At 52.3% G+C, this 17,757-nt stretch carries 18 protein-coding genes; 8 read left to right on the top strand and 10 right to left on the bottom strand.

The window, feature by feature from the left end; translation table 11 throughout:
• Nucleotides 1-72: 72 nt before the first annotated feature.
• Nucleotides 73-1,188, top strand: a complete 1,116-nt coding sequence (gene rnd, locus E6P06_RS16790) for a ribonuclease D (RefSeq protein WP_139935908.1) — start codon at nucleotides 73-75, stop codon at nucleotides 1,186-1,188.
• Between the two features lie 50 nt (nucleotides 1,189-1,238).
• Here the strand turns inward: rnd and E6P06_RS16785 are convergent, their stop codons facing one another.
• The gene (locus E6P06_RS16785) at nucleotides 1,239-2,324 is read right to left on the bottom strand and encodes a tartrate dehydrogenase (RefSeq protein ID WP_044711053.1); all 1,086 of its coding nucleotides are present in this window, start codon (nucleotides 2,322-2,324) and stop codon (nucleotides 1,239-1,241) included.
• A 103-nt stretch (nucleotides 2,325-2,427) separates the two neighbouring features.
• On the opposite strand from E6P06_RS16785, the gene E6P06_RS16780 reads away from it, so the two are divergent.
• Nucleotides 2,428-3,345 (top strand): LysR family transcriptional regulator, encoded by a 918-nt coding sequence (locus E6P06_RS16780; protein WP_043016057.1) that lies wholly within the window; start codon nucleotides 2,428-2,430, stop codon nucleotides 3,343-3,345.
• 86 nt (nucleotides 3,346-3,431) lie between these two features.
• On the opposite strand, the gene minE is transcribed toward E6P06_RS16780, so the two are convergent.
• The 3 genes from minE to minC are packed head-to-tail and all read right to left on the bottom strand — an operon-like array spanning nucleotide 3,432 to nucleotide 5,245.
• Nucleotides 3,432-3,698, bottom strand: a complete 267-nt coding sequence (minE, locus tag E6P06_RS16775; protein ID WP_001185666.1) for a cell division topological specificity factor MinE — start codon at nucleotides 3,696-3,698, stop codon at nucleotides 3,432-3,434.
• 3 nt (nucleotides 3,699-3,701) lie between these two features.
• Nucleotides 3,702-4,514, bottom strand: coding sequence for a septum site-determining protein MinD (minD, locus tag E6P06_RS16770; RefSeq protein WP_003020956.1), 813 nt, complete (start codon nucleotides 4,512-4,514; stop codon nucleotides 3,702-3,704).
• Nucleotides 4,515-4,537: 23 nt separating this feature from the next.
• Nucleotides 4,538-5,245, bottom strand: coding sequence for a septum site-determining protein MinC (gene minC / locus E6P06_RS16765; protein ID WP_003844062.1), 708 nt, complete (start codon nucleotides 5,243-5,245; stop codon nucleotides 4,538-4,540).
• Nucleotides 5,246-5,371: 126 nt separating this feature from the next.
• Here minC and E6P06_RS16760 point away from each other — a divergent pair, with 126 nt between their 5' ends.
• From E6P06_RS16760 to E6P06_RS16750, 3 genes are all read left to right on the top strand, one after another.
• The gene (locus E6P06_RS16760; RefSeq protein WP_003020949.1) at nucleotides 5,372-5,665 is read left to right on the top strand and encodes a YcgL domain-containing protein; all 294 of its coding nucleotides are present in this window, start codon (nucleotides 5,372-5,374) and stop codon (nucleotides 5,663-5,665) included.
• Between the two features lie 69 nt (nucleotides 5,666-5,734).
• Entirely contained in the window at nucleotides 5,735-6,394 is a 660-nt protein-coding gene (locus E6P06_RS16755) for a fumarylacetoacetate hydrolase family protein (protein WP_003020947.1), read from the top strand.
• 92 nt (nucleotides 6,395-6,486) lie between these two features.
• Nucleotides 6,487-6,933, top strand: coding sequence for a YcgN family cysteine cluster protein (locus E6P06_RS16750; RefSeq protein WP_003020944.1), 447 nt, complete (start codon nucleotides 6,487-6,489; stop codon nucleotides 6,931-6,933).
• Nucleotides 6,934-6,962: 29 nt separating this feature from the next.
• On the opposite strand, the gene E6P06_RS16745 is transcribed toward E6P06_RS16750, so the two are convergent.
• The 3 genes from E6P06_RS16745 to nhaB all read right to left on the bottom strand — a co-directional run bounded on the left by E6P06_RS16745 (nucleotide 6,963) and on the right by nhaB (nucleotide 9,631).
• A complete protein-coding gene (locus E6P06_RS16745) occupies nucleotides 6,963-7,304 on the bottom strand; it encodes a DUF1971 domain-containing protein (RefSeq protein ID WP_003020940.1) in 342 nt (113 codons plus the stop codon).
• Between the two features lie 110 nt (nucleotides 7,305-7,414).
• Nucleotides 7,415-7,945, bottom strand: a complete 531-nt coding sequence (gene dsbB / locus E6P06_RS16740; RefSeq protein ID WP_044711050.1) for a disulfide bond formation protein DsbB — start codon at nucleotides 7,943-7,945, stop codon at nucleotides 7,415-7,417.
• A 141-nt stretch (nucleotides 7,946-8,086) separates the two neighbouring features.
• Nucleotides 8,087-9,631 (bottom strand): Na(+)/H(+) antiporter NhaB, encoded by a 1,545-nt coding sequence (gene nhaB / locus E6P06_RS16735; protein WP_003020934.1) that lies wholly within the window; start codon nucleotides 9,629-9,631, stop codon nucleotides 8,087-8,089.
• Nucleotides 9,632-9,867: 236 nt separating this feature from the next.
• Between nhaB and fadR the strand changes: the two genes are divergently transcribed.
• A complete protein-coding gene (gene fadR, locus E6P06_RS16730) occupies nucleotides 9,868-10,587 on the top strand; it encodes a fatty acid metabolism transcriptional regulator FadR (RefSeq protein WP_003020931.1) in 720 nt (239 codons plus the stop codon).
• A gap of 102 nt (nucleotides 10,588-10,689) precedes the next feature.
• On the opposite strand, the gene E6P06_RS16725 is transcribed toward fadR, so the two are convergent.
• On the bottom strand, nucleotides 10,690-12,222 hold the full coding sequence (locus tag E6P06_RS16725; RefSeq protein WP_044711046.1) for a SpoVR family protein: 1,533 nt from the start codon (nucleotides 12,220-12,222) through the stop codon (nucleotides 10,690-10,692).
• Between the two features lie 322 nt (nucleotides 12,223-12,544).
• On the opposite strand from E6P06_RS16725, the gene E6P06_RS16720 reads away from it, so the two are divergent.
• Together E6P06_RS16720 and dadX are read left to right on the top strand one after the other, a co-directional pair.
• Nucleotides 12,545-13,843 (top strand): D-amino acid dehydrogenase, encoded by a 1,299-nt coding sequence (locus E6P06_RS16720; protein ID WP_003841565.1) that lies wholly within the window; start codon nucleotides 12,545-12,547, stop codon nucleotides 13,841-13,843.
• A 12-nt stretch (nucleotides 13,844-13,855) separates the two neighbouring features.
• The gene (gene dadX, locus E6P06_RS16715) at nucleotides 13,856-14,926 is read left to right on the top strand and encodes a catabolic alanine racemase DadX (RefSeq protein WP_003020922.1); all 1,071 of its coding nucleotides are present in this window, start codon (nucleotides 13,856-13,858) and stop codon (nucleotides 14,924-14,926) included.
• 51 nt (nucleotides 14,927-14,977) lie between these two features.
• Here the strand turns inward: dadX and E6P06_RS16710 are convergent, their stop codons facing one another.
• Both E6P06_RS16710 and ldcA read right to left on the bottom strand, forming a co-directional pair.
• The gene (locus E6P06_RS16710; RefSeq protein WP_003844057.1) at nucleotides 14,978-16,711 is read right to left on the bottom strand and encodes a potassium/proton antiporter; all 1,734 of its coding nucleotides are present in this window, start codon (nucleotides 16,709-16,711) and stop codon (nucleotides 14,978-14,980) included.
• Nucleotides 16,712-16,808: 97 nt separating this feature from the next.
• Nucleotides 16,809-17,723 (bottom strand): muramoyltetrapeptide carboxypeptidase, encoded by a 915-nt coding sequence (gene ldcA, locus E6P06_RS16705; RefSeq protein ID WP_003020916.1) that lies wholly within the window; start codon nucleotides 17,721-17,723, stop codon nucleotides 16,809-16,811.
• Nucleotides 17,724-17,757: the final 34 nt, after the last annotated feature.

Below are 17,757 nucleotides of genomic sequence, written 5' to 3'. Positions count from 1 at the left end.
CCAGCAGAAAACGCCGGGTAATCCGGCGTTTTTTTTGGCGCAAACCTAAGAGAGCACGATTTGAATTATCAAATGATCACCACGGACGACGCGTTGGCCACGCTGTGCGAAGCCGTCCGTGAATTTCCGGCGATAGCCCTGGATACAGAATTTGTTCGCACGCGTACCTATTATCCGCAGTTGGGGCTGATCCAGCTGTTTGATGGCAAACACGTTGCTCTGATTGATCCGCAGGGGATCACCGACTGGTCGCCGCTGCGTGATATTCTGCGTGATACTGCCATCACCAAATTCCTACATGCAGGTAGCGAAGATCTGGAAGTATTTCTCAACACTTTTGGCGAACTGCCGCAGCCGTTGATTGATACACAAATTCTGGCTGCTTTTTGCGGTCGTCCGCTGTCGTGGGGTTTTGCCGCGATGGTGGAAGAGTTTACGGGCGTGGCGCTCGACAAAAGCGAGTCGCGTACCGACTGGCTGGCCAGACCGCTGACCGAGCGTCAGTGTGAGTACGCGGCGGCTGATGTCTGGTATCTATTACCGATCACCACAAAACTGATGGTCGAAACTGAAGCCAGCGGCTGGCTGCCAGCCGCACTGGACGAATGTCGCTTAATGCAGCAGCGTCGCCAGGAGGTTCTGGCGCCTGAAGACGCATGGCGCGACATCACCAACGCCTGGCAACTGCGTACCCGTCAGTTGGCCTGCCTGCAGCTGCTTGCCGACTGGCGACTGCGTAAAGCTCGTGAGCGCGATCTGGCGGTGAACTTTGTGGTGCGTGAAGAACACCTGTGGTCGGTCGCTCGTTATATGCCGGGCAGTATGGGTGAGCTGGATAGTCTGGGACTTTCCGGCAGTGAAATTCGCTTCCACGGCAAGACGCTGATCTCCCTGGTAGAAAAGGCACAGGCCTTACCGGAAGAGTCGCTGCCGCAGCCGCTGCTGAATTTGATGGATATGCCAGGCTATCGCAAGGCGTTCAAAGCCATTAAGACGCTGGTTGCTGAAGTGAGTGCGGAACATAATCTTAGCGTCGAGCTGCTTGCTTCGCGTCGTCAGATTAACCAGTTGCTCAACTGGCACTGGAAATTAAAGCCGCAGCAGACTCTGCCGGAGCTGATTTCCGGTTGGCGTGGCGAGTTGATGGCAGAACGACTCAACGCGCTGCTGCAAGAATACCCACAGTAGAAAACCTAAAAAAACGGGAGCTGGCGCTCCCGTTTTTAATCGGATTGGCGTTAGCGACACAGTGCCTGACGAATGGCTTCACCTACCTGTTGGGTGGTGGCGAAGCCTTTCATATCTGGCGTTTTCGGGCCGCTGGCAATGACCTGCTCAATTGCCGCCAGAATACCGTCGTGGGCGGCTTTATAGTTGGCATCACCGTTGCCAAGGAAGTCGAGCATCATGGCTCCAGCCCAGATAGTCGCTATAGGGTTGGCGATATTCTGACCGTAGATATCCGGGGCCGAACCGTGTACCGGCTCGAACAGGGACGGGAAGGTGCGTTCCGGATTTAAGTTGGCAGAAGGCGCAATGCCAATCGTTCCGGTACAGGCTGGACCGAGATCGGAGAGGATGTCACCAAACAGGTTGGAAGCAACCACGACGTCAAATCGCTCAGGCTGCATGACAAAGCGGGCGCACAGAATATCAATATGCTGTTTATCCCAGCGGATCTCAGGATAGTGTGACGCCATCGCTTCGACGCGTTCATCCCAGTAGGGCATGCTGATGGCCAGCCCATTGGATTTGGTCGCCGAAGTCAACGTTTTGCGTGGTCGACTTTGTGCCAGTTCAAAGGCATAACGCAAAATTCGGTCGACGCCACGGCGGGTGAAGACCGACTCCTGGATCACCATCTCGTGTTCAGTACCTTCGCTCACGCGTCCGCCGAGGGCAGAGTATTCTCCCTCGGTGTTTTCGCGTACGACGTAGAAATCAATGTCGCCAGGCTGCTTGCCAACCAGTGGGCAAGGAACTCCCGGAAACAGGCGCACCGGGCGCAGGTTGACGTACTGGTCGAATTCGCGGCGAAACTTAAGCAGCGAACCCCATAATGAGATGTGGTCAGGCACGGTGTCCGGCCAGCCAACCGCGCCAAAATAGATAGCATCGAAGGATTGCAACTGCTCATGCCAGTCATCGGGCATCATTTTGCCGTGATGGGCGTAGTATTCGCAGCTGGCCCATTCCATTTGCTCAAAGCTGAGCGACAACCCCCAACGCTCGGCGGCTGCCTGCAAAACATGAATGCCCTCAGGCAGGACTTCTTTACCAATGCCATCTCCGGGGATAGCGGCGATACGCCAGGTTTTCTTCATAGCAGCTCTCACTTGTGCGCCATCAAAATTGACTTTCCCCTTATCCTATAATTGACTGATTAATAGTTAATCCCCCTAACTGGTGAAACATAAAACACAGATCATGAATAATCTGCCGCTGCTAAATGATTTACGCGTCTTTATGCTGGTTGCCCGTCGTGCAGGATTTGCCGCCGTTGCCGAAGAGCTGGGCGTATCACCGGCTTTTATCAGTAAGCGCGTTGCCCTGCTGGAGCAAACGCTGAATGTAGTGCTGCTGCACCGGACAACGCGTCGCGTAACCATCACGGAAGAGGGGGAGCGGATCTACGAATGGGCGCAGCGGATCCTGCAGGATGTCGATCAGATGATGGACGAGCTATCAGATGCCAGGCAGATCCCGCAGGGGATGCTACGTATTATTAGTAGCTTTGGTTTTGGCCGCCGGGTGGTGGCTCCGGCGCTGTCTGCGCTGGCAAAAGAGTATCCGCAATTAGAACTGCGGTTCGATGTTGAAGACCGCCTGGTGGATATGGTGAATGAGGGCGTCGATCTTGATATTCGTATCGGGGATGATATCGCGCCGAACCTGATTGCCCGCAAGCTGGCGACTAACTACCGTATTCTGTGCGCCTCGCCGGAATTTGTGAGGCAGCATGGGACGCCGAAGCAACTCAACGATCTCTCCACTTTTCCTTGTCTGGTCATCAAAGAGCGCGACCATCCGTTTGGTATCTGGCAAATGCGCAATAAAGAGGGCGCGCATTCGATTAAAGTTACGGGGCCTTTGTCGTCTAATCATGGCGAAGTGGTACATCAGTGGTGCCTTGATGGGCAGGGAATAGCTCTGCGGTCATGGTGGGACGTTTGCGACAACATTGCCAGCGGCAACCTGATACACATATTGCCCGAGTATTATCAACCAGCAAATATTTGGGCGGTTTATGTTTCCCGGCTGGCGACGTCGGCAAAAATCCGTATTACGGTTGAGTATTTGCGCCGCTATTTTACCGAAAACTATCCAAAGTTTACTTTGGAATAAAGGTGCAGCAGCCTGGCAAGAAACAGAAAATAAAAAAGGCAGAATAATCTGCCTTTTTTGTAACGATGACTCTCTGAGCAAAGCCGTTATTTAGATTCTTCGGCTTCAGGTAATGTCACGTTAAGTTCGAGGATAGAAATATCGCCGTCTTTTTGCTCAAGCTGTACGGTGACCATTTCAGGATCAATTTGTACATACTTGCAGATAACCTCGAGAATATCTTTCCTCAACTGCGGTAAATAATGTGGCTCGGCGTCACTACGACGGCGTTCCGCAACAATAATCTGCAGTCGCTCTTTAGCGATGTTCGCTGTGCTCTTTTTCCGCGAGAGAAAAAAATCCAGTAATGCCATAACTTATCCTCCGAACAGGCGTTTGAGGAAACCTTTCTTCTCTTCTTCAATGAAGCGGAAAGGACGTTCTTCTCCCAACAGACGGTCTACGGTATCAGCATAGGCTTTACCGGCATCGGCATTGATGTCGAGAATAACCGGCTCACCCTGGTTAGACGCGCGCAGGACTGACTGATCTTCAGGAATCACGCCAACCAGCTTGATTCGCAGAATTTCCAGTACGTCTTCCATGCTCAGCATGTCACCTTTATTTACGCGGCCAGGGTTGTAGCGCGTCAGCAACAAATGCTCTTTAATCGGATCTTCACCGTTTTCCGCACGACGAGATTTCGACGCCAGAATACCCAGAATACGGTCAGAGTCACGTACAGAGGAAACTTCCGGGTTAGTGGTGATTATCGCTTCATCGGCAAAATACAGGGCCATCAGCGCACCGGTTTCAATACCCGCCGGAGAGTCGCAGACAATGAAGTCGAATTCCATCGTTTTCAGATCGTCCAGAACTTTCGCGACGCCTTCGCGCGTCAGCGCGTCTTTATCGCGAGTCTGTGAGGCCGGAAGAATAAAGAGATTTTCGGTACGCTTATCTTTGATTAACGCCTGATTTAACGACGCATCGCCCTGAATAACGTTGACGAAGTCATAAACGACGCGGCGTTCACAACCCATAATCAGATCGAGGTTACGCAGGCCGATATCAAAATCAATAACGACAGTTTTCTTTCCCTTCTGGGCCAAACCTGTAGCGATGGCCGCGCTGGAGGTGGTTTTGCCAACGCCCCCTTTACCCGAAGTAACAACAATAATGCGTGCCATAGAAATTCCTTGTTAAAAAGGGATCAATTCAACGGTTGAACTGTCAAAGCGTTCTCTGCTAATTGCAGACGTGCCGCTTTGCCATAAAATTCTGCTGGGATTTTATCACTCAGCCAATAAACACCTGCGATAGACACCAGTTCTGCCGTCAGATGGGTACAAAAAATTTGCGCTTCCCGATCACCGCTAGCGCCTGCCAACGCACGGCCTCTCATCATTCCATAAACATGAATATTGCCATCAGCGATAAGCTCTGCGCCTGCACTGACGTGGCTTGTAACAATCAGATCACATTGTGGTGCATAAATGCGCTGACCGGAACGAACCGGCACATTTATTAATCGTGTTTTTGTGATGGGAGTAACGTTTTGCGGCGGAGCGACGTGAGCCGGGGCCTCAACGGGCGCAGGACGAATAGCTTTTTCTTTACCTTCAGTCAGTAAAGGAAGACCCATTTCGTCGATTTCAGCCTTGAGTCTGGCGTCTTTGCATCCGCTAACGCCGATAATGCGCAATCCAGTAGACGCGACAACTTTCTGCAACGCTGACCAGTTTACCGGGCTTTCAAGACCACTCACGTTAACCACGACGGGAGCATGTTTTAAAAAAGCAGGTGCCTGCGCGATTTTGTCTTCCAACGCCTGACGAATAACCTCGGGTTCTGCTTCATGTAAGTGAACCACTGATAAGGTGAAGCTACTGCCTTTAAGCTCGATTGGCGTGTTTGACATCCTGGCCTTACTCAATTTGCTATTTATCATCCCCAGCGCGGGGTGATATTCCGAAGACTATAAGGCATGTTATAGTCAGTATTATATTGAGGCAAGCCACCATTCCGTGAATTCAGAGTAAAAGATATGTTTTGTGTGATCTACCGAAGCAGTAAACGTGACCAGACCTATTTATATGTCGAAAAAAAAGACGATTTCTCGCGAGTTCCTGAAGAACTGATGAAAGGATTTGGTCAGCCGACGCTGGCAATGATGTTGCCGCTTGATGGCCGTAAAAAGCTCGTTAATGCCGATCTGGAAAAAGTAAAACAGGCACTCACCGAGCAGGGCTATTATTTACAAATACCACCACCGCCAGAAGATTTACTTAAACAGCATCTGGCTGCGGCGAAACAAAATACACCAGACGCTAAACGTTAAACTGCATCCGGCAGCAGCACGCCCCATCGATGCAGTACCTGAAATCGATAAAAACGTTAGGGGAAAATAATGTATCAACATCATAACTGGCATGGTGCTCTGCTGGATTATCCGGTGAGTAAGGTGGTTTGCGTAGGGAGTAACTATGCCAACCATATTAAAGAGATGGGCGGAACCCCTCCGGAAGAGCCGGTGTTGTTTATCAAACCGGAAACTGCGCTGTGCGATTTGCGCCAGCCGCTGGTGATCCCATCTGATATGGGTTCAGTTCATCATGAAGTTGAGCTGGCGGTACTGATTGGCGCGACCCTACGTCAGGCGACGGAAGAACATGTGCGCAAAGCCATCGCGGGCTATGGCGTCGCGTTGGATCTGACCTTGCGTGATATTCAGGGCAAAATGAAGAAAGCGGGGCAGCCGTGGGAAAAAGCGAAGGGTTTTGATAACTCTTGTCCGCTGTCGGGTTTTATTCCGGTGGCCGAGTTTAACGGCGATCCGCAGGATACGATGCTGGGGTTAACGGTCAACGGTGAAACACGCCAGCACGGCTCCACGGCGGATATGATCCATCAAATCGTTCCTTTGATTGCCTATATGAGTCGTTTCTTTACCCTCAAAGCGGGCGATGTTGTGTTGACGGGGACGCCAGCAGGTGTTGGGCCGTTAAACAGCGGTGATGAGCTGGCCATCAGTTTTCATGGTCAAACGCTGACGACACGCGTGCTGTAATCTCTTCTTGCCGCCTTTTCGGGCGGCAAAACTTGCATCAGCGTGCCAGACTGGTTATAAGGTGCAGCTTTATTGCAATAGCGGATACCCTGATGAGCGACATACCTTTCTGGCAAAGTAAAACCCTGGATGAAATGACCGATGCCGAGTGGGAGTCATTATGTGATGGGTGTGGTCAATGCTGCCTGCATAAGCTGATGGATGAAGACACCGACGAAATTTATTTTACCAACGTCGCGTGTAAGCAGCTCAATATCAAAACCTGTCAATGCCGTAATTACGAACGCCGATTCGAATACGAGCCTGACTGTATCAAACTGACGCGCGATAATCTGCCTACCTTTGAATGGCTTCCGATGACCTGTGCTTATCGTCTGTTAGCGGAAGGTAAAGGGCTGCCGGAGTGGCATCCACTGCTGACGGGGTCCAAAGCGGCAATGCACGGCGAGCGTATTTCAGTACGTCATATTGCGGTGAAAGAATCGGAAGTGCGTGACTGGCAGGATCATATTTTGAACAAACCTTCATGGGCGGACTAAGCCGCCCATCGATTAGCAGGCGTAAGGGCTTAAGACTTTTTCGCCTGATACATCTCATCTCCATGGTTGTCATCTTCAACCCAGAAATTGATGTTGAATTGGGCGTCGTCGCTTAATTCAACGCGATGCCAGTACTGCGGCGGGCTGGTCGCGAACTGACCGGCATTAATTACCACTTTTACTTCAGGCTCTTTTGCGTCTTCATTGGCAAAACCGTAATACGTTACCGTACCTTCCATCACACAAAGCTGGCCAAAAACGCCTGCTGCAGTGTTATGGTGAGAAAGAAGTGCTGCGGGGACATTGTCTTTGGTAAAGAAGGGAGTAGAGCGTTTAACTTTCCAGTTTGCCGGGATGCGTAAATGGGACATAAGACATCTCCTTGGTGTGGCATCTATAAGATGTATTTAATATACATCTTATAGATGCCAGCAGGCAATGAATTTAAGCCAAAAAAAACGCTCCCGAAGGAGCGTCTCTATTAGCGACCGAAGAGGTCACGTTTTTTCGGTTTGAACGGCTGTGCTATCACCACCAGCACGGCGACTACCAGGTAGGCGGCGAAGATCCCCAACAGCCACTGCGGCATTTCCAGGGTTAAAAAAGACCACTGGCGCTCAGCACAGTCACCGGACGCTAAAAACACCTGCGGCAGCCATTTGTCCAGTGGCAGCCAGCTTGGGAAGCGTGCGGCAAAATCACAGGTCATAAACGGAGACGGGTGCAGCTGAATCATGGTGTGCTCATATGCTAACTGAAGTCCACGCCAGGCACTGTAAATCCAGATTATCATCGCCGCATAGCGCAGCGGTGTTTTTGGTGCAATAGCACCCACCAGCCCTGCACCCATCACGCCAAATAATGCGCTACGTTCGTAAATACACAACACGCAAGGTTTTAGCAGCATGACGTGCTGGAACCACAGCGCAACGAGCTCCAGCGCAAAGGCGGTTAACGCCAACAATAACCATGCCCCACGACCTCGGGAGCACTGGTTTAAAAATCGCAACATAATCATTTCCCTGCAACATGCGTAGAGACCGCAGTTTAAACCAATTCACTTTATGCGCCACTAGCGGGAATTGAAAATTTGCGTAATCGGATAATTATCATGCAAAAAGTCAAACCGGGCAGTGATTTGCCCGGTTAATTGTTATGAAAGTGTAGCTAACCAGCCCGTTTGGGTCATCCACTCGGTCACCGGGACAAGCGTGAACTCGACGCAAAGCAGACCGACGAGCGTCAGGACGAGAGTATAAGGCAGAGCCATCCACACCATGCGACCATACGAGAGGCGAATTAACGGCGCCAGTGCAGAGGTCAGCAGGAACAGGAATGCAGCCTGGCCGTTCGGAGTTGCCACCGAAGGCAGGTTGGTCCCGGTATTGATCGCCACCGCTAACAGCTCATACTGATTGAGGCTGATGGTCCCCTGTTCCAGCGCGGCTTTGGCCTCGTTAATGTAAATGGTGCCGACAAATACGTTATCAGAAATAGAAGACAGCAGGCCATTGAAGAGGTAGAACAGCGTCAGTTGGGCATGTTCGGAGGATTGCAATACAAACTGAATGATCGGCGAAAAGAGCTGTTGATCGATAATCACCGCAACAACAGAGAAGAACACGGTCAGCAGGGCGGTGAAGGGCAGCGACTCGGTAAAGGCTTTACCTATCGCATGTTCGTCGGTGACTCCCGTCAAGGAGGTTGCCAGAATGATGACCGACAAACCGATCAATCCTACTTCAGCCAGATGCAGGGCCAACGCAACTACCAGCCAGACGCCAATAATCGCCTGGACAATCAGTTTGATTTTGTCCTGGCGGGTACGTTGCTGGCGGCTCTGATCGTCAAACTGTTGCAGGACATCTCGGACGGTCTCCGGCAGCGTTTCGCCATAGCCAAACCAGCGCAATTTCTCGACCAGTACACAGGTTAACAGGCCGCAAATCAGTACCGGAACGGTAACCGGCGACATGCGCAGGAAGAAGTCGCCAAAATGCCAGCCAGCCGCTTTGGCGATAATCAGGTTTTGTGGCTCGCCCACCATGGTCATCACGCCGCCTAACGCCGTACCGACACCCGCGTGCATCATCAGGCTACGCAGAAAACCACGGAACTGCTCAAGAACGACCTTATTGTGCTGATCGATATGGCTGTCATCGAGCATGTTGTTGTCTTCCGCGCGGGAAGAGGCAACGCGATGGTAGATGCCATAAAAACCGACCGCAACGCTGATTACCACGGCCACGACGGTCAGCGCATCAAGGAACGCCGAGAGGAAAGCGGCCGCAACACAAAATGCCAGCGACAGCAGCGTTTTGGAGCGAATAGTGAGTAGCAGACGCGTGAAAATAAACAGCAGCAGCTGCTTCATAAAGTAGATGCCTGCCACCATAAACATCAGCAGCAATAACACCTCAAGGTTTGCGGCAACCTCTTCACGAACATGCGTGGCGCTGGTCATACCAATAATGACAGCTTCGATAGCCAACAGCCCGCCAGGCAGCAGTGGGTAGCATTTTAACGCCATCGCCAGCGTGAAAATGAACTCGGCCACCAGCAACCAGCCGGCGATAAAAGGGTTGATGAAAAAAATAATCGGGTTAACGACTAAGAAGACAAGCAGTGCAAGTTTGTACCAGTCTGGTGATTGACCTAAAAAATTGCGCCACATCGCGCGGCCCCATGATAGCTCCATGGTGATTTCCCTACCTTTAAAAATGAAATCATATTTTTATGTTTGACCGCAAAGCTTAGCGGGAGGAGGGAGTACAGGCAAGCTATTCACAAGACTGGCAAGGTTGGCTGTATTGTAGCGTTATTTGGAAAATGAAGCCTTGATCCACTTTTTCTTCATTGCGTCAGCTATCAGCTAAGATACCCATCTGGTATGATGTGTGTAACTATGTTTTGCTGTGTAATGGAATTTTTACTATGGTCATTAAGGCGCAAAGCCCGGCTGGGTTCGCGGAAGAGTACATCATTGAAAGTATCTGGAATAACCGCTTCCCACCTGGCACTATTTTGCCCGCTGAACGTGAACTCTCCGAACTTATTGGGGTGACACGTACCACGCTACGCGAAGTATTGCAGCGTCTGGCGCGAGATGGCTGGTTGACCATTCAACACGGCAAACCGACGAAGGTGAATAACTTCTGGGAAACCTCCGGGCTGAATATTCTTGAAACGCTGGCGCGCCTCGATCACGAGAGTGTCCCGCAACTGATTGATAATCTGCTGTCTGTGCGTACCAATATTTCGACGATCTTTGTTCGTACTGCGTTTCGCCAGCATCCTGATAAAGCACAGGAGGTTCTGGCGACGGCAAATCAGGTGGCTGACCACGCTGACGCATTTGCCGATCTGGACTATAACATTTTCCGCGGTCTGGCATTTGCCTCCGGCAATCCGATTTACGGTTTAATCCTTAACGGTATGAAAGGATTATATACCCGCATTGGCCGCCATTATTTTGCCAACCCGGAAGCGCGCGCGCTGGCGCTGAGCTTCTACCACAAGCTGTCAGAACTCTGCGAGCAGGGTGCTCATGAGCAGGTGTATGAAACGGTGCGCCGCTACGGTCACGACAGTGGCGAGATTTGGCATCGTATGCAGAAGAATCTGCCGGGCGATTTGGCGATTCAGGGCCGTTAAACGCTCAAAGCCGGATGGCGACGCCAAAGCGTCTTATCCGGCCTGGAATGCATGCACTTCGTAGGCCGGATAAGGTGTTTACACCGCCTCCGGCAATAAGATTTACAGACCGTTCATCCTTGGCGGACAACGCTCCAACAGCTCCACGCTACCATCTTCATTCTGCTGCTCCAGCATCACATCAAAACCCCAAAGCCGGTGTACATGCTTGAGCACTTCTTTGCGTCCTTTATCCAACGGTGCGCGGTTATGCGGAATATAGCGCAAGGTGAGCGAACGGTCGCCACGCAGATCGACATTCCAGATTTGAATATTCGGCTCCAGGTTGCTCAGGTTGTATTGCGACGACAACCTGTTGCGGATCTCACGATATCCTTCCTCGTTATGAATCGCAGAAATCTCCAGATAGTTGTGACGATCGTCGTCCAGCACGGTGAACAGGCGGAAATCGCGCATTACCTTCGGTGACAGGAACTGGCTGATAAAACTCTCATCTTTGAAATCGCGCATCGCGAAATGCAGGGTTTCCAGCCAGTCGGAACCCGCTATATCCGGGAACCAGTATTTGTCCTCCTCGGTCGGCGACTGACAAATACGTTTGATATCCTGGAACATGGCAAACCCCAGGGCATAAGGGTTTATCCCGCTATACCACGGGCTGTTGTAGGGTGGCTGAAATACCACATTGGTATGGCTATGCAGAAACTCCAGCATAAACCGTTCGGTGACTTTACCTTCATCATAAAGGTGGTTCAGGATGGTGTAATGCCAGAAAGTGGCCCAGCCCTCGTTCATCACCTGCGTCTGTTTCTGCGGATAAAAATACTGGCTGACCTTGCGTACAATGCGTAACACCTCACGCTGCCAGGACTCCAGTAGCGGCGCGTTTTTTTCCATAAAATACAGCAGGTTTTCTTGCGGCTCGGAAGGATATCGCCGCGCTTCGGAAATGGTTTTCTCTTCCTCTTTCTTCGGCAGCGTGCGCCACAACATATTGACCTGACTTTGCAGATACTCTTCACGACTTTTCTGCCGGGCTTTCTCTTCCTGTAGGGAGATTTTTTGCGGGCGTTTGTAACGGTCAACGCCGTAGTTCATCAGCGCATGGCAGGAGTCGAGGAGCTTTTCGACTTCATCCACCCCGTAGCGTTCTTCACACTGGGTTATATAGTTTCGTGCGAAGATTAGGTAATCGACGATGGAACTGGCATCCGTCCAGCTACGAAACAGGTAGTTGTTTTTGAAGAAGGAGTTGTGTCCGTAGCAGGCATGCGCCATCACCAGCGCCTGCATGGTGATGGTGTTCTCCTCCATCAGATACGCGATACACGGATTGGAGTTGATAACAATCTCATAGGCCAGTCCCTGCTGACCATGCTTATACAAGCGCTCGGTTTCAATAAACTTTTTACCAAACGACCAGTGAGGATAGTTGATCGGCATCCCGACGCTGGAGTAAGCGTCCATCATCTGTTCGGAGGTGATCACCTCGATTTGGTGCGGGTAGGTATCCAGTCTGTAGAGTTTCGCCACGCGGTCTATCTCTGCCAGATAGACATCCAGCAGATCAAACGTCCAGTCGGGTCCATCGCTTAACCGTGTGCTGTCCTTGTTCATGGAATCAATCGTAGCCATTCGCGCACCCTCATTGTAGGCGGCACTCTCTGTCTGGAGTACCTCATTTCAAGCATAGATCATGGTGTTAAAAAACGTGCTGCGGCAGAAATTTTTTCTTTGCGATTTCTCGTTAGCGAGGCGTTGAAAAACGGCATTGCCGCAAAATTTTATGCTGGATAAAAATAACGCACAGCAGGAGATGCCAAAGCAGAGAGTTCCCCGCCATCACCGCTATATGTGAGATAAGTCACCATAAAAAAGCCATATGTTGAATAATATTTTCAACTGAGTTATCAAGATGTAATTAGATGATTGTTCTTTTACTGTTAACGGAGTGGCTATGCGAGTTGTCATACTGGGAAGTGGTGTCGTTGGCGTGACCAGCGCCTGGTACTTAAGTCAGGCTGGACACGATGTCACCGTCATTGATCGTGAGCCCGGTCCGGCACTGGAAACCAGTGCGGCGAACGCGGGGCAAATATCTCCAGGTTATGCGGCACCATGGGCGGCACCAGGCGTACCGCTTAAAGCAATCAAATGGATGTTTCAGCGCCACGCTCCGCTGGCCGTTCGTCTTGACGGAACCCAGTTCCAGTTGAAATGGATGTGGCAGATGCTGCGCAACTGCGACACCAGCCACTACATGGAAAATAAAGGACGCATGGTGCGACTGGCGGAATACAGCCGTGATTGTCTGAAAGCGCTGCGCGCCTCTACCGGTATTGAGTATGAAGGACGTCAGGGCGGAACCCTGCAACTGTTCCGTACCGCTCAACAGTATGAGAACGCCACTCGCGACATCGCCGTGCTCGAAGACGCTGGCGTGCCATATCAGCTCCTGGAAGCAAATCGTCTGGCGGAAGTCGAACCGGCACTGGCAGAAGTAGCGCACAAACTGACCGGCGGTCTGCGTTTACCGAATGATGAAACCGGCGACTGCCAGTTGTTTACCCAGCGTCTGGCGCAGATGGCGGAGCAGGCGGGCGTTAAGTTTCGCTTTAACACCCCGGTCGATAAGCTGCTGAGCGATGGTGAGCAGATTTATGGCGTCCAGTGCGGCGAAGAGATTATCAAAGCCGATGCCTATGTGATGGCGTTTGGTTCGTATTCCACGGCGATGCTGAAAGGGATCGTTGATATCCCGGTCTATCCGCTCAAAGGCTATTCGTTGACTATTCCGGTAGCGCAAGACGACGGTGCGCCGGTTTCTACTATCCTTGATGAAACTTACAAAATCGCTATTACCCGCTTTGACAATCGTATTCGAGTTGGCGGCATGGCGGAGATTGTCGGTTTTAATACAGAGCTGCTACAACCTCGTCGTGAAACGCTGGAAATGGTCGTACGCGATCTCTTCCCGCGCGGTGGTCATGTGGAGCAGGCAACCTTCTGGACCGGACTGCGTCCGATGACGCCGGACGGTACGCCGGTGGTGGGGCGCACCCGCTTTAAGAATCTGCTGCTCAATACCGGCCACGGCACGCTGGGCTGGACCATGGCCTGCGGTTCCGGTCAGTTGCTGAGCGATATCCTTTCTGGCCGTACGCCAGCCATACCTTATGACGATCTGAGCGTGGCGCGTTACAGTCCGGGGTTTACCCCCTCTCGTCCACGACATTTACATGGCGCACATAACTGATAAGGACGTGAGATGACCCGCCCGATACTGGCCAGCATTGACCTGCAGGCGTTGAAACAAAATCTGACCATTACCCGCCAGGCAGCGCCGGACGCTCGCGTCTGGTCGGTGGTGAAAGCCAATGCATATGGACACGGCATTGAACGCGTCTGGAATGCGCTGGGCACAACCGATGGTTTTGCCATGCTCAATCTTGAAGAGGCGATAACCCTGCGCGAGCGCGGATGGAAAGGCCCGATACTCATGCTGGAGGGTTTTTTCCACGCTGAAGACCTGACGGTATATGACAATTATCGACTGACCACCTGTGTACACAGTAACTGGCAGCTAAAAGCATTGCAGAATGCCCGCCTCAAAGCACCGCTCGATGTTTACCTGAAGGTGAACAGCGGTATGAACCGGCTTGGGTTTTTACCGGAAAGAGTTCCAACGGTCTGGCAACAGCTGCGGGCGATGCCCAACGTCGGCGAAATGACGCTGATGTCGCATTTTGCAGATGCAGAGCACCCGGAAGGTATCCAGGAAGCAATGGCGCGTATTGCGCTGGCAACAGAAGGACTGGAGTGCAGACGGTCACTGTCGAATTCGGCCGCCACGCTGTGGCACCCTGAAGCGCATTATGACTGGGTTCGTCCGGGCATTATTTTGTATGGCGCGTCGCCTTCGGGACAATGGCGGGACATCGCCAACACCGGCCTGAAGCCAGTGATGACTCTGAGCAGCGAGATAATCGGCATACAAACGCTGAAAGCTGGCGATCGGGTGGGTTACGGTGGCCGTTACACCGCCAGCGGCGAGCAGCGCATTGGAATAGTGGCGACCGGCTATGCAGACGGTTATCCGCGCCATGCGCCAAGCGGAACGCCTGTGCTGGTGGACGGTGTACGTACCGGGACGGTGGGGACAGTCTCAATGGATATGCTGGCGGTAGATCTGACACCGTGCCCGCAGGCAGGGATCGGGACACCGGTAGAGCTGTGGGGCAAAGAGATTAAAATTGACGATGTAGCTACCTCAGCAGGAACGGTGGGCTACGAGTTGATGTGTTCTTTGGCGCTGCGCGTACCGGTTGTGACGGTGTAACTTTTGTTTGCCGGGTAGGGCGCTGCCGCCACCCGGCAAACAACATCCTCTTTACTCATCCTCGTCTTCAGCAACGCGAACACCGACCTTCAGCACTGCATTATCTTCCTTCTCGGCCACCGTCCAGATCATGCCAGCGAATTCCACCTGGTCACCGACGACCGGCGCGGCACCAAGCAGATGCTGGACAATTTCACCCAGCGTTTGCTGCTTATCACGATACTCTGTGCCATCATCCAGGCCATAAATCAGCGCCACATCGGCATATTTCGCGCTGGCTTCCAGAATAAAATCACCGAAGAAGCGCTGGTCTAACGACACCGGTGGCGACTGGCTGAATAGCTTGCCGAGAGCTGGGAGATCGCGCTCGCGACCAATAACACACAATACGTCGCCTTCGCGCAGACGCGTGCTGCCGGAGGGGTGAAACAGCACGTTGTCACGAAACAGGGCGGCTATTCGCGTTTCTTCCGGCATATGCAGGTCGCGCAGCGCGGCACCCACACACCACTTATCTGCGCTGAGCTGATAAACAAACTGCTCCCACGGGTTATCTGGGTGAATATCGAGACCAATGCGCGAAACGGGCCAGCCGACGGGAGGGACCACCACCTTGGCTTTTTTCGCGGCCCATGAAAGTGACGTTCCCTGAAACAGCAACGAGATCAGTACCACGAAGAAGGCGACGTTAAAGAACAGGCGCGCGTTCTCCAGGCCCGCCATCATTGGGAAGACGGCGAGGATGATCGGCACCGCGCCGCGCAAACCCACCCAACTGATGAAAATACGCTCGCGCAGATTAAAGCCACGAAACGGCAGCAGTCCGGCGAAGACCGAAAGCGGGCGGGCAATGAATATCATCCACGCAGACAAAATCAGCGCAGGGATTGCGATAGGCAGCAGGTCGGACGGCGTAACCAGCAGTCCAAGCACCAGGAACATGGCGATTTGCGCCAGCCAGGCCAGACCGTCGAAGTTTTGCAGGATACCAAATCGGTTGCGGATGGGGCGATTCCCCAGCAGGAAACCACACAGATAAACCGCCAGAATACCGCTGCCTTCCAGCGCAGTGGTCAGGGCAAAAATCAGGATCCCACCGCTTAACGCCAAGAGTGGATACAGTCCGGCAGGCAGAGAAATGCGGTTAATCATCTGCTGGAGCATATATCCACCGCCAAGACCGATAGCGATTCCTAAGCCAAACTGCTGGATAATGTGCACCGCGAACATCCAGCTTAAGCCGGTCTCGTGATTTTGGATCATGGCGATGAGTGTGATGGTCAAAAACACGGCCATCGGGTCATTACTACCGGATTCAATTTCCAGCGTAGAGCCAACGCGTTCGTTAAGTCCCTTACCGCCAAGCAGGGAAAAGACCGCCGCGGCGTCAGTTGAACCAACAATCGCGCCAATCAGCAGCCCTTCGATAAGATCCAGATGAAACAGCCACGCGGCCATCATGCCAGTGAGTCCGGAAGTAATCAGCACACCGACCGTCGCCAACGATAGCGCCGGGCCTAACGCAACGCGAAAAGAGCTGGCCTGAGTGCGCATGCCACCGTCGAGTAGGATAACCGCCAGTGCCAGGTTGCTCACCATGTAGGCGAAAGGATAGTTATCGAAAGGTATGCCGCCAATACCATCCACACCCGCTAACATACCGATAGCGAGAAATATCACCAGAATTGGGATACCGAGACGTGATGAGAATGAACTGAGTAAGATACTGCAGGTGACGAGAACGGAACCCAAAATAAAAAGGCTAATAATTGCTGCGGCATCCAACGTTCGGTTACTCCTGAATTACGATGTTTCGTATTAATAAACCCTACCATAATAACGACAGAAACAGCGTTTTACTTAGCCCCATTAGCCGCTTTTTTTACGATTTTAGTACCGGATGCCCACTTAAGGTGAGCTGAGTGCTGTTTTTATCGTTTTTCAGCACCGCTTTGGCTCCCAGCGGCAGGGTGACGGTGCGTTGTTCATGGCCAAAATCGAGGCCGCCGATCAACGGAACGGACAGCCTGGTGCGCAGAAAATCACAAACTGAATCAAGATTGTAACCAGCGTCGTAATCATTCGGCGCGCTGCCGCTAAAACTGCCGAGGATAATGGCGTTTTGCTGGGCCAGTATTCCCGCGTGGTACAGTTGCAGCAGCATGCGCTCGACACGGAATGGATGCTCGTTAATGTCTTCCAGCACCAAAATGCCGTTTTTGATGGCCGGCATCCACGGTGTACCCATCAGCGAAATGATCATCGCCAGATTTCCGCCCCACAGTGTACCTTCAGTCGCGCACTGCGGACCGTCACCCTGCCATTCGAGGGTAAATTGGGCATTACGCAATGCTTGCCAGAAATGGTGCTCGGTGAATGTGTTCATCTCCTCGGCACCGAAGTTGGCCGCCAGCATCGGGCCGCTGAAGCTAATCACATTCCCTTGAGCCAGTAGACCACACTGGATCGCCGTAAAATCGCTGTGCCCGCACAGCAGCAGCGGATCTTGTTGCTGGCGGGCTGCCAGCCCTTGCCAGTCAATATCTTCCAGTAAACGGCTCGCGCCATAGCCGCCACGTACCGCCATCACAATGGTATTGGGGGTTTTCAGATTAACGAGCGAGTTCACATCAGCAAGCCTTTCTGCCTCTGTACCCGCAAAACGCTGGCAGCGGCGCGCAATGACCGCTGAATTATCGACCTGATGACCGGCCTCAGTAAGACGTGCAAGCCCACGTAACGCAGCCTGCTGATTGATACAGTAGCCCGACGGGGCAATTAAGTGAAACCGGGACATGGCATTTCCTTGCTACAACTAAAACCAAATGTAT

Source organism: Citrobacter sp. CF971 (assembly GCF_006385635.1).
GTDB lineage: Bacteria > Pseudomonadota > Gammaproteobacteria > Enterobacterales > Enterobacteriaceae > Citrobacter > Citrobacter freundii.
The sequence above is the reverse complement of the archived record's forward strand: the minus strand, read 5'-3'. Positions and strand labels throughout refer to the sequence as shown.

Bases quoted from the DNA above. Each gene is read 5' to 3' on its own strand.
- rnd (WP_139935908.1), top strand. From the start codon at position 73: ATGATCACCACGGACGACGCGTTGGCCACGCTGTGCGAAGCCGTCCGT.
- E6P06_RS16785 (WP_044711053.1), bottom strand. From the start codon at position 2,324: ATGAAGAAAACCTGGCGTATCGCCGCTATCCCCGGAGATGGCATTGGT.
- E6P06_RS16780 (WP_043016057.1), top strand. From the start codon at position 2,428: ATGAATAATCTGCCGCTGCTAAATGATTTACGCGTCTTTATGCTGGTT.
- minE (WP_001185666.1), bottom strand. From the start codon at position 3,698: ATGGCATTACTGGATTTTTTTCTCTCGCGGAAAAAGAGCACAGCGAAC.
- minD (WP_003020956.1), bottom strand. From the start codon at position 4,514: ATGGCACGCATTATTGTTGTTACTTCGGGTAAAGGGGGCGTTGGCAAA.
- minC (WP_003844062.1), bottom strand. From the start codon at position 5,245: ATGTCAAACACGCCAATCGAGCTTAAAGGCAGTAGCTTCACCTTATCA.
- E6P06_RS16760 (WP_003020949.1), top strand. From the start codon at position 5,372: ATGTTTTGTGTGATCTACCGAAGCAGTAAACGTGACCAGACCTATTTA.
- E6P06_RS16755 (WP_003020947.1), top strand. From the start codon at position 5,735: ATGTATCAACATCATAACTGGCATGGTGCTCTGCTGGATTATCCGGTG.
- E6P06_RS16750 (WP_003020944.1), top strand. From the start codon at position 6,487: ATGAGCGACATACCTTTCTGGCAAAGTAAAACCCTGGATGAAATGACC.
- E6P06_RS16745 (WP_003020940.1), bottom strand. From the start codon at position 7,304: ATGTCCCATTTACGCATCCCGGCAAACTGGAAAGTTAAACGCTCTACT.
- dsbB (WP_044711050.1), bottom strand. From the start codon at position 7,945: ATGTTGCGATTTTTAAACCAGTGCTCCCGAGGTCGTGGGGCATGGTTA.
- nhaB (WP_003020934.1), bottom strand. From the start codon at position 9,631: ATGGAGCTATCATGGGGCCGCGCGATGTGGCGCAATTTTTTAGGTCAA.
- fadR (WP_003020931.1), top strand. From the start codon at position 9,868: ATGGTCATTAAGGCGCAAAGCCCGGCTGGGTTCGCGGAAGAGTACATC.
- E6P06_RS16725 (WP_044711046.1), bottom strand. From the start codon at position 12,222: ATGGCTACGATTGATTCCATGAACAAGGACAGCACACGGTTAAGCGAT.
- E6P06_RS16720 (WP_003841565.1), top strand. From the start codon at position 12,545: ATGCGAGTTGTCATACTGGGAAGTGGTGTCGTTGGCGTGACCAGCGCC.
- dadX (WP_003020922.1), top strand. From the start codon at position 13,856: ATGACCCGCCCGATACTGGCCAGCATTGACCTGCAGGCGTTGAAACAA.
- ldcA (WP_003020916.1), bottom strand. From the start codon at position 17,723: ATGTCCCGGTTTCACTTAATTGCCCCGTCGGGCTACTGTATCAATCAG.